This window comes from Gammaproteobacteria bacterium (genome assembly GCA_030680605.1).
Taxonomy (GTDB): Bacteria; Pseudomonadota; Gammaproteobacteria; order SURF-13; family SURF-13; genus JAQBXX01.
In genome coordinates this window covers 18,966-35,030 of record JAUXUQ010000001.1, presented here as the reverse complement: position 1 = coordinate 35,030, position 16,065 = coordinate 18,966, and the positions used below count along the sequence as shown (strand labels likewise).

The following is a 16,065-nucleotide window of genomic DNA, read 5'->3' as shown; positions in this document are numbered from 1 at the left end:
CAGCAGCATCCTATCCTTCCCTGGGCGTGTCGGGCTGGAGCTCCTTCAGCATCACCACCGCATGGGCCTCGATACCTTCAGAACGGCCTATATATCCCATCCCCTCGGTGGTCTTGGCCTTGATGTTGAGGCGTGAGACATCCATGCCGAGGTCATCCGCCAGCAGCTTGCGCATATCTTCGATATGCGGCGCAAGTCTGGGTGCCTGCGCCACGATTGTGCTGTCGATGTTCGAAATGCCCAGACTGTGTCCGCGCAGCAAAAGCACGACCTCCTGCAGCAACACACGACTGTCAATGTCGTGGTAGCGGACATCAGTATCCGGGAATATTCGGCCGATGTCGCCCAGCCCCGCCGCACCCAGCAATGCATCGCAAACTGCATGAATCAGCACATCACCGTCCGAATGCGCCGCCAACCCTTTCGCATACGGGACAACGATGCCTCCCAGCACCAGCCTTCTCCCTTCCGCGAAGGCATGTGCATCGTAACCATAGCCAACTCTCACTGTTCATTCCTCTGTTGGCTTAAGTAAAACTCGGCGAGCACCAGATCCTGCGACCGGGTAATTTTGATATTATCAGCCGCGCCCTGTAGCATGAGGGGCACTGCACCGGTGCGCTCCATCGCAGCACACTCATCTGTCACTGGCACCCTGTCTGCCAGCACACCTCTCAGTGCAGCATCCAGCGCACCCAGCCGGAACGCCTGTGGCGTCAGGGCCCGCCATAACAAACTGCGGTCCAGTGTCGCCTCTACCCGGGATGCTGAGTCTACGCGCTTGATCGTATCAAGCAACGGGAGGCCCAACAAAGCACCTGCCACATGCCCACCAAGGGCTTGCAGCAAGCGGTCAATATCATCCCGGCGGATACATGGGCGCACCGCATCGTGCACCAGCACCCAATCCGTCGCGGAGGCTGTCTGCGCCAGCAACTGGAGCGCACTCAGCACAGACTGAAAACGCTCGGCCCCGCCCTCTGCTACCAGCAAAGGCTTGCCGTGGTCGGCAAGCCTGGCCCTGATCGCGGCAAAGTGACTATCGTCGGCGGCAACTGCCACGACAACGCCCGTTATCGTTTCATGATCGAGCAGGCGTTGCAGCGTATGCTCGATGACTGTACGGCCAGCAAGCGGCAGATACTGCTTCGGTAGCGCTGCCCCCATTCGTGTGCCACTACCGGCAGCAGGCACTACCGCCCAGTAACGCTGTTCAGTCTGTATGCTGTTTGGCTGTCTCAAGTCTGGCGCAAGCGGTCAGTATCTGCTATTCGTGTATAACCTGGTAAAATGTCTCGTCTTTTTTTGTCATGCCAAGCTCGCTACGGGCCCGTTCCTCAATTGCAGCCAGGCCTTGCTTCAAATCATTTACTTCGGCTTCAAGCGCCTGGTTGCGCTCCATGAGCATATGATTCTCTGCTTGCTGGACATCACGCTCCTGCCGTAACTTCCAGGTATCGACAAGGCTGCCGCTACCCATCCAGAGTGGATATTGCAGCGCCAGCACCAACACCCCCAGCAGAGCGATAACAATCTTCACAGTGCGCCTGTGACCCTCACGATTGCAGGCTGCGAAATGCGGCACGCCCGGCATACTCCGCCTGCGCACCAAGCTCCTCCTCAATTCGCAACAACTGATTATACTTCGCCACACGATCTGAGCGTGACATGGAACCGGTCTTGATCTGCCCTGCACCCGTCGCCACTGCCAGATCGGCAATGGTAGTGTCCTCGGTTTCACCGGAGCGGTGCGAGATCACGGCCGTGTAATCGGCCTGTTTCGCCATGGCAATGGCGGCCAGCGTTTCACTCAGTGTGCCGATCTGGTTTACCTTGATCAAGATCGAGTTGGCAATATTTTTGGCAATGCCCTGTTCAAAAATCCGGGTATTAGTGACAAACAGGTCATCACCCACCAGCTGCACACGTCCGCCCAGGCTACGGCTCAGTAACGCCCATCCGTCCCAGTCAGTCTCTGCCATGCCGTCCTCAATGGTGAGTATGGGGTATTTGTCTACCCAGGCCGCAAGATAGTCGGAAAACTCGGCGCCGGTAAGGCGCTTGTTTTCGGACGCCAGCACGTAGTGGCCGTCACGGTAAAACTCCGAGCTTGCGGCATCCAGGCCGAGGTATACGTCCTGCCCCGGCGTGTAACCGGCACGTTCGATGCCTTCCAGTATCACCTGTATGGCGGCCTCGTTGGAGTCAAGGTCGGGCGCAAATCCGCCTTCGTCACCCACTGCCGTGCAGAGTCCTTTATCGTGCAGCACCTTCTTCAGGGCATGGAACACCTCGGCACCACAGCGGATCGCCTCACTCAGGCTCGGCATGCCCACTGGCAGAATCATGAACTCCTGCAGGTCAACATTATTATCCGCATGCGCGCCGCCATTAATGATGTTCATCATCGGCACCGGCAGCACGAACTTTCCGCCCGTCGATGGTGCCAGGTACCTGTACAGTGGCTGACCTGAATCTGCAGCCGCAGCGTGCGCGGCCGCGAGCGAGACGGCAAGAATTGCATTTGCGCCCAGCCGAGCCTTGTTCGGCGTACCGTCCAGCTCGCACATAACAGCATCCAATCGTGCCTGATCACTGGCCGGGATACCTGTCAGGGCCTGGCGCAGCACCGTGTTCACATGTGCTACTGCCTGTAGCACGCCCTTCCCACCGTAGCGGCTGACATCACCGTCGCGTAGCTCGATCGCTTCTCTCGCACCGGTGGAAGCACCGGACGGCACTGCTGCCCTGCCACGCACACCTGACTCCAGAATAACGTCTGCTTCTACTGTGGGATTACCGCGTGAGTCGATCACTTCCCGTGCACGCACATCCTTGATTTTTACCACCGCGCCCTTTCCTTATAAATAATCGTGTTAACCCATTTCACAGCAGACTGCCGGTCCGAATCCCTGCGAATCACATAGCTGCTCATCGCCCAGCACAAAATACAAACTGGCCTAAAGTCGATCTTCAATAAAGCCGCGTGCCTTGGTGGCCTTATCCAGCAGCAGCAACGTCGTCAGCAACTCTTCCATGTGCGCCAGAGGCCAGGCATTAGGGCCGTCGCTCAGCGCCGTCTCAGGCGTGGGATGGGTTTCCATAAATACGCCTGCAACGCCTGCCGCGACGGCAGCCCGCGCCAATACCGGCACGAATTCGCGCTGCCCGCCGGAGCTCGTTCCCTGCCCGCCGGGGAGCTGCACCGAATGCGTTGCATCAAACACCACTGGACAACCTGTCGCTCGCATCACCGCGAGCGAGCGCATATCAGACACCAGATTATTGTAACCAAATGACACGCCGCGCTCGCAGACCATGATTGCTTGATTCCCGGCCTCACGTGCTTTTTCGACCACATTTTTCATGTCCCAGGGCGCCAGAAACTGCCCTTTCTTGATATTCACTGGCTTGCCAAGACGCGCGACACTTTGGATAAAATTGGTCTGCCGGCACAGAAAGGCAGGGGTCTGCAACACATCCACCACCTCAGCAACTTCATCCAGTGGCGTATCTTCGTGCACGTCAGTGAGCACCGGTACACCAAGCTGCTGTTTGACAGCTTGCAGGATGCGCAGACCCTGCTCCAGGCCCGGGCCACGAAAACTTTTTCCTGAGGAACGGTTCGCCTTGTCGAAGGACGATTTATAAATAAATGGAATATCGAGCTTGGCGGTGATCTCCTTGAGGCGCCCCGCGCTCTCCAGTGCCAGGGCGTGGCTCTCAATCACGCATGGCCCGGCGATCAGGAACAGTGGGTACTCCTGTCCCACTTCGAAATCGCACAGTTTCATCAGTTGAATGCCGCTTCCGGCATACGCTCCGCGCTCTGCGCATGCTGCCGGCGGGCTGCCTGTATAAAGCCGCTGAACAGTGGATGACCTTGACGCGGCGTGGACGTAAATTCGGGGTGGAACTGACAGCCCACGAACCACGGGTGCGATGCAATCTCGATCATTTCCACCAGCCTGTCATCCAGAGAGCGGCCCGAAATAACCAGCCCCTTCTGCTGCAAGATATCGAGATAGTTATTATTGAACTCATAACGATGCCGGTGTCGCTCTACAATCACATCTTTGCCGTATAGCGTGTGCGCAATCGTTCCCGCAACAAGACGGCAAGGCTGCGCACCCAGCCGCATGGTACCGCCCAGATCGGACTCTACGCTGCGCTTTTCCACCATACCATCCGCCGTCTTCCATTCGGTAATGAGCGCGATCACAGGATTCTCGGCCTGTGGATTGAACTCGGTGCTGTGCGCCGCAGTGAGTCCGGCCTGATTGCGCGAAAATTCGATCACCGCCACCTGCATACCGAGGCAGATACCCAGATACGGGATGCCGCGGGTGCGGGCATAGTTGACCGCACGTATCTTGCCCTCTATACCGCGCTCACCAAAACCACCTGGCACCAGTATCCCGTCGACACCCTCCAGTTGTGCAATTCCGTTCTTCTCAATCTCCTCGGAATCGACATACACGATACGCACTCGCGTAAGCGTGTGGATACCGGCATGCGTCAGCGCCTCCGACAGAGACTTGTAGGATTCAGTCAGGTTGACATACTTGCCCACCATCGCGATGGTGACTTCGCCATTGGACTGCTCCCCTGCGCGCACCACCGCCTCCCACCCCGACAACTCTGCCTTGCCCACCGTGAGGTGCAGCTTGTCCGCCACGATTTCATCAATGCCCTGCTCATGAAATAACAGCGGGATTTTATAAATGTTGTCGACGTCCAGGGCGGAGATCACAGCCTTTTCCTGTACATTGGTGAACAATGCGATCTTGCGTCGCTCGGCCTCCGGCAAGGCGCGCGCGGTACGGCACAGCAGCATGTCGGGCTGAATACCAATGCTACGCAGTTCCTTCACCGAGTGTTGGGTGGGTTTGGTCTTGATCTCACCCGCGGTGGCAATATACGGAACCAGTGTCAGATGCACAAACAACGTATGCTGCGGGCCCAGTTCAACACCCATCTGGCGAATCGCCTCAAGGAACGGCAATGATTCAATATCGCCTACCGTGCCACCAATTTCCACCATGGCAATGTCAGCGTCGCCTGCACCCTCGCGGATACAGCGCTTTATCTCGTCAGTAATGTGCGGAATCACCTGCACCGTACCACCGAGATATTCGCCGCGACGTTCCTTGCGAATGACATTCTCGTATATCTGGCCGGTAGTGAAATTGTTGCGTTTGCTCATGGTGGCGCCCACGAAGCGTTCGTAGTGACCCAGGTCAAGGTCAGTCTCCGCGCCGTCTTCGGTCACAAACACCTCTCCGTGCTGAAACGGACTCATGGTGCCAGGATCGACGTTGATGTAGGGGTCGAGCTTGAGTAGCGTTACTTTCAGTCCACGCGCCTCCAGAATGGCCCCAATTGATGCGGAGGCGATGCCCTTGCCCAACGAGGACACGACGCCGCCGGTGACGAAAATAAATTTGGTCATGAAAACCCGGTGTTTATGGCGCTCAGGGAATGACGCCAGATGGGACTGCAGAGTACCAGAAAGCCTGGTCCCGCACAACGGAAAGTGGGCACTCAGGCACCCGACCAGGCCTGCTGAATGATGAGCAGCCCGTCTTCTCCGGGCCCGGCATGGAGCGGCTCGCAACACCATAAAGCACCCACTGCGGCGAGAGTAGGGCCTACATAAATCAAGGGTATGCGGTCACGCTGCCAAGGCGGGATACCGGCCTCCTGATATAATTTCCGGAGCTCATGGCTGTGACCGCGCCGGGCCGGGCGGCAGCGCTCGCCACCGCGGCGGAAGCGCACACTGACATCCGCTGCGCCACACAGCGATGCCTTGAGCCCGCAACCCTGGGCGGGTATCGCACTGAGGGTGCCGAGATCGGCCGGGAGCGGCAGTGGGCGCTGCATGTCCCACGGCAGAACCATCGCGGCGTCATGCGCCTGCAAGGGTGGCAGCGCATACAGGAGGTCGCGATAGCGCCGCACCTCTACCCCCTGCCAGCGTACACAGGGTACCCGATCGCTCGCGACTGCTACCATGTCATGCAGAATGTGTTCGATGTGGGCAGTCGACGGCAGTGACAGCCTCAGCTGCCTGAACCAGGCCCGCAATATGTTGCGCTGGCGCGGCGACTCCAGAGTTCTCAGTCGTGCCACGGAAAGCCCGCCGGACTCATCCGCCACCTGCGCAAAGTCACCCTGCGCCATGGCATCCAGCAGGCAGGCAGCGTCTGCCGCGTGCCGCGCGCTGCGCGCAAACGTATTGCTGACAGCTGGCCAGCGTGCTTCCAGTCGCGGCATGATTTCATGCCGCACATAGTTACGGTCGAAGCTGGTTTCGGCATTGCTGGGATCTTCAATCGAAGCCAGCTGTTGCTCATGGGCATAATGTTGCAATTGGGCGCGCGTAAACTCCAGTAACGGCCGCAGATGCATGCCCGCGCCGAATCTGGCAGACACCGGCATCGCCGCCAAGCCATGCAGTCCAGCACCGCGCAGAAGCTGTAACAACAGTGTCTCGGCCTGATCGTCGCGCTGATGCGCCGTCAGCAGGATATCACCTTTCCGCATCATGCCTGAGAACGCCTGGTAGCGTGCATGGCGTGCCGCCGCCTCTGGACTCTCGCCCACGGCTGAGGCGGCATTGACGTGCAGTACATGACAGGGAAGCTGTAATGCGGCGCATGTCAGCGCACAGTGTTCTGCCCACTGCTGGGCATGGATTTGCAGTGCATGGTTGACGTGTATCGCCTCTACGGCGATCTCCGGCAGACGACCGCGCAGACTCGCCATGGCATGCAGCAACACATGCGAATCCAACCCGCCGCTGTAGGCTACCCAACAGCGTGCAGCGGGATAGTGTGCCAGTAGCGCATGCAGACGAGAGACAAGTAATGAGCGGTGTGGTGAGGACATCACAGAAAGTGCCTGATTGCCGCGCAACTTCAGGTGACTATTCCTGATAGGCTCCAAAGCGCAGCAAACGTTCGTAACGCGTGCCCGTAAGCTTCTCCACCGGCATACCCTCCATTCGCCCAAGACTGTCCAGCAAGGCACGCTTGATCTCACGCGCCATGGCCGCAACATCCCGATGCGCGCCGCCCAACGGTTCCGGCACCACTTCATCCACCAGCCCCAGATTTTTCAGGCGATCAGAGGTAATACCCATGATTTCTGCTGCCTCGGGCGCCTTGGCAGCACTCTTCCAGAGGATGGAGGCACAACCCTCCGGCGAGATGACGGAGTAGGTGCCGTATTGCAGCATCATGACATGGTCGCCGACACCGATGGCCAGTGCTCCGCCAGAGCCACCTTCACCGGTAACGGTACAAATGATCGGTGTTTGCAGTGTACTCATGGCCATCAGGTTACGCGCAATGGCCTCGCTCTGTCCACGCTCTTCCGCGCCCACACCCGGATAGGCGCCGGGTGTATCGATGAAGGTAAGAATAGGCAGGCGGAAACGCTCCGCCATCTGCATCAGGCGTAACGCCTTGCGGTAGCCTTCCGGGCGCGGCATGCCGAAATTGCGCCACACTTTTTCCTTGGTATCAACGCCTTTGACGGTACCCACCAGCATGACCGGACGCCCCTCCAGCCGCGCCACACCACCCACGATAGCTGCATCATCGCCGAAGCAACGGTCACCGTGCAGCTCTTCAAAGTCGGTAAAAATACGTTCGATATAGTGCGGCATCTGCGGTCGCTGCGGATGGCGTGCGAGCTGCGAAATCTGCCAGGATGTCAGTGACGCAAAGATGGATTCGGTGAGCTTGCGGCTCTTGGCTTCAATGCGGAGGATTTCATCGCTGAGATTGACGGCGTTGTCACTGTCAACATAACGTAGCTCGTCAATCTTGGCTTCAAGCTCGGCGATTGGCTGTTCAAAATCAAGAAAGTTGAGCTTCATGGATAAACGTCGCGCCTCTATGCAGTCGGGTGGTTATATACTACCTTGACGTGATCTTTCCCCACCAGCCCTTCAAGGCGGTGCAGCAGTTCATCCGTGGGATGTACGCGCCATTCTTCGCCCAGCGCAAGATCTGCATCGATCCTGCTGCCATTATACGCATTACTGTAATTTATCCATACCGGGCAACCTCCATTACGGAATGGCTCCAACAATTCTGAAAGTTGGGCCGCAATGCCAATATCCCCCTGGAGTGGCTCGAGATCAATCACCAGTCTCCGGGCATGACGCTCACGTGCCTGGTTAATATCGGTGATGTGCAGGGCGCTCATCTTGTAATTGCCCGTGTACTCATCCAAACTGACTTCACCCTCAATCACCAGCAGCTTGTCCTTGGCAAGCAACTCGCGATGATGCTGGTACACGTCCGAGAACACCGCAATCTCAACCCGTGCCGTGCGGTCGTCAAGCGTAATAAACGCCATTCGCTCACCGCGCCGGTTATTCATTACCCTTAGCGCCACGACCAAGCCACCTACGATGACACTCTGGCCCTGCATTGGCCTGATGTCGGCCAGCACACAACTAACGATGCTGGCAAGCTCTTCCCGATAGCGCTCAACGGGATGCCCGGTGAGGTACAAGCCAAGCGTTTCTTTCTCATGCTGCAGGCGCTCGCCTTCAGTCCATTCATCCACGGACACAAATTGCAGGGTTTCGGAGGTGCGCCGTGCGCCTGTGCCAAACAGGTCGTCCTGCCCGGCGATACGGTCGCGCAATTCATGCTCCGCCGCATTCAGCGCTAGTGGCAACGTCGCAAACAGGGTAGCGCGGCCTGGTCCCAGGACATCCAGCGCACCTGAGCGAATCAGCGCCTCCAGAACGCGCCGGTTGGCCTTGCGCATGTCGATGCGGCGGCAGAAATCAAACAGGTCGACGAATTTTCCCGCCTTGCTGCGGTTTTCCAGCACACCCTCTATAGCCGCCGCACCAACACCCTTGATGGCACCCAGCCCATACAGCAACGCACTGTCGTCGTGCACGGTGAATGCATGGTCGCAGCGATTGATGTCAGGCGGCACGATAGTGAGATTCATGGCCCGGCATTCGTCCATCAGGGCCACGATCTTGTCGGTATTGTCCATGTCGGCCGATAATACTGCTGCCATAAAGGCCGCTGGATAATGCGCCTTGAGCCAAGCGGTCTGGTAGGCGATCAGGGCATACGCGACGGAGTGCGATTTATTGAAACCGTAGTCCGCGAACTTTTCCATCAAATCGAAGATATGGGTTGCTGCAGCCGGTCTGACGCCATGCTTGGCCGCACCTTGCATGAAAATGTCACGCTGTTTGGCCATTTCGGCCGGCTTCTTTTTACCCATCGCACGCCGCAGCATATCCGCAGCGCCGAGCGTATAGCCCGCCAGCACCTGCGCTATCTGCATCACCTGCTCTTGATACAAGATCACACCATAGGTCGGCTTGAGAATGGGCATCAGATCCGGGTGCGGGTAATCCACCCGTGCCTTGCCATGTTTGCGGTTGATGAAGTCATCCACCATACCGGACTGCAGTGGGCCGGGCCGAAACAGCGCCACCAAGGCCACGATTTCATCAAACCGGTCGGGCTGCAGCCGTTTGATGAGATCACGCATGCCGCGTGATTCCAGCTGAAATACAGCGCTGGTAGCACAGGATTTCAGCAACTCAAAGGCGGCCTTGTCATCCAGCGCCAGCCGGGCAATATCTACCTCGACGCCGCGCTGGCGCAGATTCTTCACTGTCCAGTCAATGATGGTGAGTGTGCGCAGCCCGAGAAAGTCAAATTTGACCAGGCCGACGGCCTCGATATCGTCCTTGTCGAACTGGGTCACGCAGACCTCCGCCCCCTGTTCACAGTACAACGGCGTGAAGTCGGTAAGCGCCGAAGGTGCAATAACCAGTCCACCGGCATGCTTGCCTGCATTGCGGGTGATGCCTTCGAGCTTGCGCGCGAGATCCAGCAGGGTGCGGGCTTCATCTTCGTTTTCACATCTCTCGCGCAGGGCTGGCTCCTGCTTGAGAGCGCGCTCCAGCGTAATACCAAGCTCAAACGGGATCAGCTTGGCGATGGTATCGACATAGCCATAAGGTAATCCCAGCACCCGGCCCACGTCGCGCACCACTGCCTTTGCCGCCATGCTGCCGTAGGTGATGATTTGCGATACGCGTTCGCGCCCGTAGCGTCGGGCCACGTAGTCAATTACCTCATCCCGGCGCTCCATGCAGAAATCAATATCGAAATCCGGCAGAGAGACCCGCTCCGGATTAAGAAAACGCTCGAACAGCAGCCCATGATAAATTGGATCAACATCTGTAATACCCAGCACGTAGGCCACCAGCGAGCCCGCCCCCGAACCGCGTCCTGGCCCCACGGGAATACCGTTATCCTTGGCCCAGCGTATGAAGTCCGCTACGATCAAAAAATAGCCCGCGAAACCCATCCGGTTGATAACATCGAGTTCGGTCGCAAGCCTGACCTGATAGTCGTTGGCAGGCACGGTGACCGCCTCCAGCAAGACAGCGATCCGTAGCTGCAATCCGCGCTCAGCTTCCACACGCAGATGATGCTCAAGCGTAACGCCGTCCGGCACCGGGAAATCGGGCATGTAATTTTCACCCAATCGCAGACTGAGATTGCAACGGCGCGCGATCTCGACTGTGTTCTCCAATGCCTCTGGCAAATCGGCAAACAGCTCGGCCATTTCTTCCGGGCTACGCAGATATTGCTGTTCCGTGTAGTGACGTGGCCTGCGCGGGTCAGCCAGGATACGGCCCTCATGAATGCAGGCACGCGCTTCGTGCGCTTCAAAATCGTCCCGCGCCAGAAAACGTACGTCATTGGTGGCCACTACCGGGGTCTGCGTATCCAACGCGAGCTGCACCGTTGCATGCAGACAGTCTTCCTCGCCCTCGCGCCCGGCACGACTCACTTCGAGATAAAAGCGTTCCGGAAATAACCCCAGCCATTCCTGCAGCAGTGCTTCGGCCTGGGTGTGTTGCTGCGCCAGCAGGGCCTGACCAATGTCCCCTGCATGCCCGCCGGAGAGTGCTATCAGGCCCTCACTCGCACCGGCAAGCCATTCCTTTTGCAGTGTGGGTGCACCCTGCTGCTGGCCTTCGGTATAGCTGCGTGTGACGAGGCGCGTGAGATTGCGATAGCCGCGCTCATTTTGGCACAGCAGCACGAGCCTGCCAGGTGCTGCATTTCCACTGCGCCGTATCCACACGTCTACACCGATAATTGGCTTGATACCGGCCTGCGTTGCCGCACGGTAAAACTTAACCATCGCAAACAGATTGCACTGATCGGTCAGCGCTACCGCCCCCATGCCAGCCGAGCGCAGCGACTGCATCAGAGGCTCAATGCGCACCGTCCCGTCTATCAACGAGTATTCGGTGTGCAGACGCAGATGCACAAAACTTGCTGTCATGCTGTACCTCTATGAGCGAGCTGCACACGTACCGGTGCAAATGAACGGCGGTGTTCCACACAGACACCCAGGCTGCGCAAAGCTTCCATGTGCTGCGCCGTGCCATAGCCCTTGTGTTGGGCAAAGCCATAGCCCGGATAACGCTTATCGAGTTCAGTCATGATGCCGTCACGCTCTACTTTGGCGATAATCGATGCAGCGCTGATCGATGCAACCGTGGCATCACCCTTAACAACAGTGATCACCGGGTAAGGCGCTGCGGGGCTTACGTTGCCATCAACCAGCACATAGTCTGGCGCAACCGTGAGCGCTTCAATCGCGCGCTGCATGGCCAGCAGTGTGGCACGGCCAATGTTCAATTGGTCTATCTCGTCGACCGAGGCAGCGCCCAGCGCCCAAGCTATCGCCGATGCGCGTATCTGTATGGCCAGTCTCTCACGCACCTTGCTGCTCAGTTTTTTTGAATCGGCCAGCCCCACGATGCCCTGTCCCGGCGCCAGAATTACTGCCGCTGCCAGCACCGGCCCTGCCCACGGCCCACGGCCTACCTCGTCAACACCTGCAACCCTGCCCTCCGGCAGCGAAAAACTCAGGCCATACTGGCTGTCAACGTTATGCTTCATGCTTGGCTCAACAGCCCCAGCACGGCCTCAGCCGCCGCCGAATCCGCATTACAACGCAGTGCCTGATGAATCCGATCAAACTCTTTCATCACAGCACTCTGTTGTTGCGTTTCATCTAAACAGGCCAGCAATGCAGGCCCCAGATTTTCAACCGTTACCTGCTCCTGACTGAACTCGGGCACCAGCGCCTTGTCCGCCAACAGATTGGGCAGCGAAAAATACGGTACCTTCAGCATCCGGCGCGTGATCCATGCAGTCAGGGGTGCCATGCGATAAGCGACCACCATGGGCCGCCGCAACAACAATGCCTCCAGTGTTGCCGTGCCGGAGGCGACAAGCACAGCATCAGCGCTGCGCAGGGCATCCTGCGCCCTGCCGTTGACAAGGGTAATCGGGAGGTGTGGCGCATGCTGCGCCAGTGCCTGCTCAAACAGTGTGCGCGTCTGTGCACTGGCCTGTGGCGCGATGAACTGTAATTCGGGCCGATGCCTCACGCACCAGGCCGCCGCTTCGATAAACGGTGCGGCCAGACGACCCAACTCGGTTTCACGGCTACCCGGCAGCAATGCAATTACCGGCACATCTTCCACCAAGCCTAATTCACGCCGCAATCTCAGTCGCAACGCTGCATCCTCTGCGGCAGGCGGGCCTATCATGTCCGCGAGCGGGTGGCCGACAAAGCATGCTGGTACCTGGTGGCCCGGCTGCGCCGCGTAGAAATCGGCCTCGAAGGGAAACAAGGTCAACATGAGATCTACCGAATACCCTATCGTACGTACACGATAATTTCGCCAGGCCCATACCGAAGGGCTGACATAATGTACGGTGCGTATACCAGCGCGCTTGAGCCCTCGCTCAAGCCTCAGATTGAAATCCGGCGCATCGATGCCGATAAAAATATCCGGCGGATTATCGATAAAGTGACGCAGCAGTTGCGCCCTGATCTTGAGCAGTTCAAACAAACGACCCAGTACTTCTGAAATACCCATGACCGCAAGTTTATGCGCCGGATAAAGCGCGCAACACCCCTGCTCTATCATGCGTGGACCAGCGATACCCTCAAACACGGCATCTGGGTGACGCGCCCTGATGGCGCGTATCAACCCCGCACCCAGAATATCCCCGGACGCCTCGCCCGCAACAATGCCGATACGCATTTAACGGCAGATACAAGAGAAAATGGGAAAGAGGAAAGTAGCGCCCCTTCTCCATTCCGATTTTCTCTTATGTCTATTTTCTGTCATCTTACTATTCCGCGCGTCACGCGCTCCAGAAAGGCCACCAGCACACCCACCTCGGAGCACTCGTGTTGCATCTCTTTAAGTCGCACAAGCGCCTGGACTACTGTGAGCTTGGATTTATAGAGTATTTTGTACGCCTCGCGCAGATGGCGCAGGGTGTCAGCACTGAAGCCGCGACGCTTAAGCCCCTCGCTATTAAGGCCGTGGGCACGCGCCATATTGCCGGAAACCATGGTATAGGGCGGAATATCCTTGGAAATAACACTGCCCATGCCGCAAAAACTGTGTGCGCCAATGGCGCAGAACTGGTGCACCAGTGTAAATCCGCCCAGTATTGCATAATCTCCTACCGTCACATGCCCGGCAAGCGACGCCGAATTGGCGAAGATGGTTTGGTGACCCACTGCGCAGTCATGCGCAATGTGCACGTAGGCCATGATCCAGTTGTCATTCCCTACCTGCGTAATGCCGCCACCCTGGCCTGTGCCGCGACTCATGGTGCAGTGCTCACGTATGACATTGCGATCACCGATTGTGAGTAAGGTATCTTCGCCGGAATACTTTTTGTCCTGCGGTTCCTCGCCGAGCGAAGCGAATTGAAATATCCGGTTATTGCATCCAATATGGGTACGTCCTGTGACGACCACGTGCGGCCCGATCCATGTACCAGCACCGATCTCGACCTGCGGGCCGATTATGGAATAGGCGCCTATACTCACACCAGGGGCAAGTTTTGCGCCAGGCTCGACAACGGCGCGCGCATCAACCATGGCCTTCTCCACCGTCAGACTTCCTTGCGGGCGCACATCAGGTTGGCATTTGCCACCAGCTTGCCCTCCACCTTCGCCTCGGCGGAAAATTTCCACAGGCCACGCATGTTGCGCTCCGTACGCACCTCGATAATCAGCTGATCGCCCGGTTCTACAGGCTGCTTGAAGCGCGCATCATCGATACCCACCAGGTAGTAGAGCAGGTGTTCACTGGGGCGTGTCTGGGTGGTGCGAAATGCCAGGATGCCCGTGGCTTGCGCCATGGCCTCAAGTATCATCACGCCCGGCATTACCGGCCGATGCGGAAAGTGGCCCTGGAAATACGGCTCATTGACGGTGACATTCTTGACCGCCGTCAGTGACTCACCAGGCGTACACTCAAGGACACGATCGATCAGAAGAAAGGGATAGCGATGCGGCAAGTATTGCAGCACTTCGTGAATATCCATACCACTCATGTGTATCCCTTTTTTTTAGTATTACTGCTGCACTCGACAGGCATGCCCTCCAGCGCGCTCAGGCGCTTGCTAAGCTGCTCCAGTCGCCGCAGGCGCGCAAGATTCTTGTTCCAGGCTGCTACTGGCTCGGCAGGGACGCTGGAGGAATAGACGCCAGACGTGCGTATGGATTTGCTCACCAGCGACATACCGGTAACCGTTACATCATCTGCGATTTCCAGATGACCGGCAATCCCTACGCCACCACCGATACGGCAACGCTGGCCAATGCGTGCACTGCCGGCAATCCCCACGCACCCCGCAATTGCCGTATGTGCGCCAATATGGACGTTGTGCGCCACCTGTATCTGATTATCCAGCTTGACACCCTCACCTATGACGGTATCGTCAAGTGCGCCGCGATCAATGGTGGTATTGGCGCCGATCTCGACATCATCACCTATCCGCACACGTCCGAGCTGTGGGATCTTGATCCAGACCCCATGATCGTTGGCCAGGCCAAATCCGTCACTGCCGACCACAGCTCCTGGGTGAATCAGAACGCGGCGGCCAATGATGCTGCCATGGCAGACGGTAACCTGTGCCACCAGGCGGGAATCCGCGCCTATGCTGACACCGGCCTCGACCACACAGCCCGGACCCAGCTGGACATTGGAGCCCAGCGATACGCCAGCCTCGATGACACACTGCGGACCCACCCAGGCGCTCTCATCAACGCGTGCCTGCGGACTAACCCAGGCCGAAGGGTGTACACCCTGCCTTCCAGGCTGTGCTGTCAGCAGGGTGGCGGCACGCGCATAGGCCAGCTCTGGATCAGGTACGATCAGTACAGCGACCGGGCAGTGAGGGGCATTCTGTGCCGAAAGAATAACCGCAGAGGCGCGGGTGTGGGACAGAAATTTGCGATAGCGCCCACTACCTGCAAGATAGCTCAGCTCCCCTGATGTTGCACGCTCCAGCGGTGCGAGCCCATGAATGACGCAGTCCGCATCACCCCGGACTTCGGCACCAATATGGCGGGCGATCTCAGCGAGGATGCGACCCACTGAGCACCACCATTACTGCTTGGGTACGGCAGTTTGTGGGCCGCCGTTCTTGCCTGCCTCCAGCGGCGCCGCCTTGAGGCGCGCCATTACCTTGTCGGTGATATCAATACGCTCGCTCGAATAGATTGCGCCATCGCCTATGATCAGATCGTAGCTCTCCTGCTTGGCCAATGCCACGATGGCGTCATACACCAGTTTCTGCAGTTTTGAGAACTCTTCATTGCGACGAATATTGAAATCCTCGCGCGCCTCGTCCTGTTCACGCTTCATGTCACGCCGCAAGGCGTTGATATTACGCTCAGCCTTGGCACGCTCGACATCGCTCATTACCGCCGCGTCCTTGCTGACCTTGTCTTCCAGGGTCTTGAGTTCCTTCTGGCCATCAATCAGCTTTTTGTTGCGTGCGGAAAATTCTTTTTCCAGCTTGTTGCGTGCGGCATCCGCCTGCGGGGCCTCTTCCAGTATCTTGGCCGCATTGACAAACCCAAGCTTGAGCTCGGCTGCGGAGGCCGCTCCAGTCCAGACCAGCATCACCGCAACTGCAATCATTGCATATCTTTTCAAAT

15 protein-coding genes are annotated in these 16,065 nt (G+C 57.9%); all 15 read right to left on the bottom strand.

Features of this window, described 5'->3' with window-relative positions; translation table 11 throughout:
- Positions 1-10: 10 nt before the first annotated feature.
- Positions 11-508 carry a 2-C-methyl-D-erythritol 2,4-cyclodiphosphate synthase gene (ispF, locus tag Q8L89_00165; protein MDP1707484.1) on the bottom strand — a complete coding sequence of 166 codons (498 nt, stop codon included), beginning with the start codon at positions 506-508 and terminating at the stop codon, positions 11-13.
- A complete protein-coding gene (gene ispD, locus Q8L89_00160; GenBank protein ID MDP1707483.1) occupies positions 505-1,242 on the bottom strand; it encodes a 2-C-methyl-D-erythritol 4-phosphate cytidylyltransferase in 738 nt (245 codons plus the stop codon). The genes ispF and ispD overlap by 4 nt, the downstream gene beginning before the upstream one ends.
- A 25-nt stretch (positions 1,243-1,267) precedes the next feature.
- The gene (gene ftsB, locus Q8L89_00155) at positions 1,268-1,540 is read right to left on the bottom strand and encodes a cell division protein FtsB (protein MDP1707482.1); all 273 of its coding nucleotides are present in this window, start codon (positions 1,538-1,540) and stop codon (positions 1,268-1,270) included.
- Positions 1,541-1,556: 16 nt separating this feature from the next.
- Positions 1,557-2,849, bottom strand: coding sequence for a phosphopyruvate hydratase (eno, locus tag Q8L89_00150; GenBank protein MDP1707481.1), 1,293 nt, complete (start codon positions 2,847-2,849; stop codon positions 1,557-1,559).
- Positions 2,850-2,960: 111 nt separating this feature from the next.
- Positions 2,961-3,794 carry a 3-deoxy-8-phosphooctulonate synthase gene (gene kdsA / locus Q8L89_00145; GenBank protein MDP1707480.1) on the bottom strand — a complete coding sequence of 278 codons (834 nt, stop codon included), beginning with the start codon at positions 3,792-3,794 and terminating at the stop codon, positions 2,961-2,963.
- On the bottom strand, positions 3,794-5,452 hold the full coding sequence (locus tag Q8L89_00140) for a CTP synthase (GenBank protein ID MDP1707479.1): 1,659 nt from the start codon (positions 5,450-5,452) through the stop codon (positions 3,794-3,796). The genes kdsA and Q8L89_00140 overlap by 1 nt, the downstream gene beginning before the upstream one ends.
- Before the next feature lie 92 nt (positions 5,453-5,544).
- Entirely contained in the window at positions 5,545-6,894 is a 1,350-nt protein-coding gene (tilS, locus tag Q8L89_00135) for a tRNA lysidine(34) synthetase TilS (GenBank protein ID MDP1707478.1), read from the bottom strand.
- Positions 6,895-6,931: 37 nt separating this feature from the next.
- Positions 6,932-7,888, bottom strand: coding sequence for an acetyl-CoA carboxylase carboxyltransferase subunit alpha (locus tag Q8L89_00130; GenBank protein ID MDP1707477.1), 957 nt, complete (start codon positions 7,886-7,888; stop codon positions 6,932-6,934).
- A 17-nt stretch (positions 7,889-7,905) separates the two neighbouring features.
- Entirely contained in the window at positions 7,906-11,361 is a 3,456-nt protein-coding gene (dnaE, locus tag Q8L89_00125; protein MDP1707476.1) for a DNA polymerase III subunit alpha, read from the bottom strand.
- Positions 11,358-11,984 (bottom strand): ribonuclease HII, encoded by a 627-nt coding sequence (gene rnhB, locus Q8L89_00120; protein MDP1707475.1) that lies wholly within the window; start codon positions 11,982-11,984, stop codon positions 11,358-11,360. The genes dnaE and rnhB overlap by 4 nt, the downstream gene beginning before the upstream one ends.
- Entirely contained in the window at positions 11,981-13,141 is a 1,161-nt protein-coding gene (gene lpxB / locus Q8L89_00115) for a lipid-A-disaccharide synthase (protein ID MDP1707474.1), read from the bottom strand. Before lpxB ends, rnhB begins: the two co-directional genes overlap by 4 nt.
- A gap of 83 nt (positions 13,142-13,224) precedes the next feature.
- Positions 13,225-13,995, bottom strand: a complete 771-nt coding sequence (gene lpxA / locus Q8L89_00110; GenBank protein ID MDP1707473.1) for an acyl-ACP--UDP-N-acetylglucosamine O-acyltransferase — start codon at positions 13,993-13,995, stop codon at positions 13,225-13,227.
- 14 nt (positions 13,996-14,009) lie between these two features.
- Positions 14,010-14,453 (bottom strand): 3-hydroxyacyl-ACP dehydratase FabZ, encoded by a 444-nt coding sequence (gene fabZ / locus Q8L89_00105; protein ID MDP1707472.1) that lies wholly within the window; start codon positions 14,451-14,453, stop codon positions 14,010-14,012.
- Positions 14,450-15,499 (bottom strand): UDP-3-O-(3-hydroxymyristoyl)glucosamine N-acyltransferase, encoded by a 1,050-nt coding sequence (lpxD, locus tag Q8L89_00100; GenBank protein ID MDP1707471.1) that lies wholly within the window; start codon positions 15,497-15,499, stop codon positions 14,450-14,452. The genes fabZ and lpxD overlap by 4 nt, the downstream gene beginning before the upstream one ends.
- Positions 15,500-15,511: 12 nt before the next feature.
- Positions 15,512-16,063: an OmpH family outer membrane protein gene (locus tag Q8L89_00095; protein MDP1707470.1), complete on the bottom strand. Its 552-nt coding sequence runs from the start codon at positions 16,061-16,063 to the stop codon at positions 15,512-15,514.
- Positions 16,064-16,065 lie beyond the last annotated feature (2 nt).

Bases quoted from the DNA above. Each gene is read 5' to 3' on its own strand.
- lpxA (MDP1707473.1), bottom strand. From the start codon at position 13,995: ATGGTTGATGCGCGCGCCGTTGTCGAGCCTGGCGCAAAACTTGCCCCT.
- rnhB (MDP1707475.1), bottom strand. From the start codon at position 11,984: ATGAAGCATAACGTTGACAGCCAGTATGGCCTGAGTTTTTCGCTGCCG.
- kdsA (MDP1707480.1), bottom strand. From the start codon at position 3,794: ATGAAACTGTGCGATTTCGAAGTGGGACAGGAGTACCCACTGTTCCTG.
- fabZ (MDP1707472.1), bottom strand. From the start codon at position 14,453: ATGAGTGGTATGGATATTCACGAAGTGCTGCAATACTTGCCGCATCGC.
- tilS (MDP1707478.1), bottom strand. From the start codon at position 6,894: ATGTCCTCACCACACCGCTCATTACTTGTCTCTCGTCTGCATGCGCTA.
- dnaE (MDP1707476.1), bottom strand. From the start codon at position 11,361: ATGACAGCAAGTTTTGTGCATCTGCGTCTGCACACCGAATACTCGTTG.
- Q8L89_00140 (MDP1707479.1), bottom strand. From the start codon at position 5,452: ATGACCAAATTTATTTTCGTCACCGGCGGCGTCGTGTCCTCGTTGGGC.
- Q8L89_00130 (MDP1707477.1), bottom strand. From the start codon at position 7,888: ATGAAGCTCAACTTTCTTGATTTTGAACAGCCAATCGCCGAGCTTGAA.
- lpxB (MDP1707474.1), bottom strand. From the start codon at position 13,141: ATGCGTATCGGCATTGTTGCGGGCGAGGCGTCCGGGGATATTCTGGGT.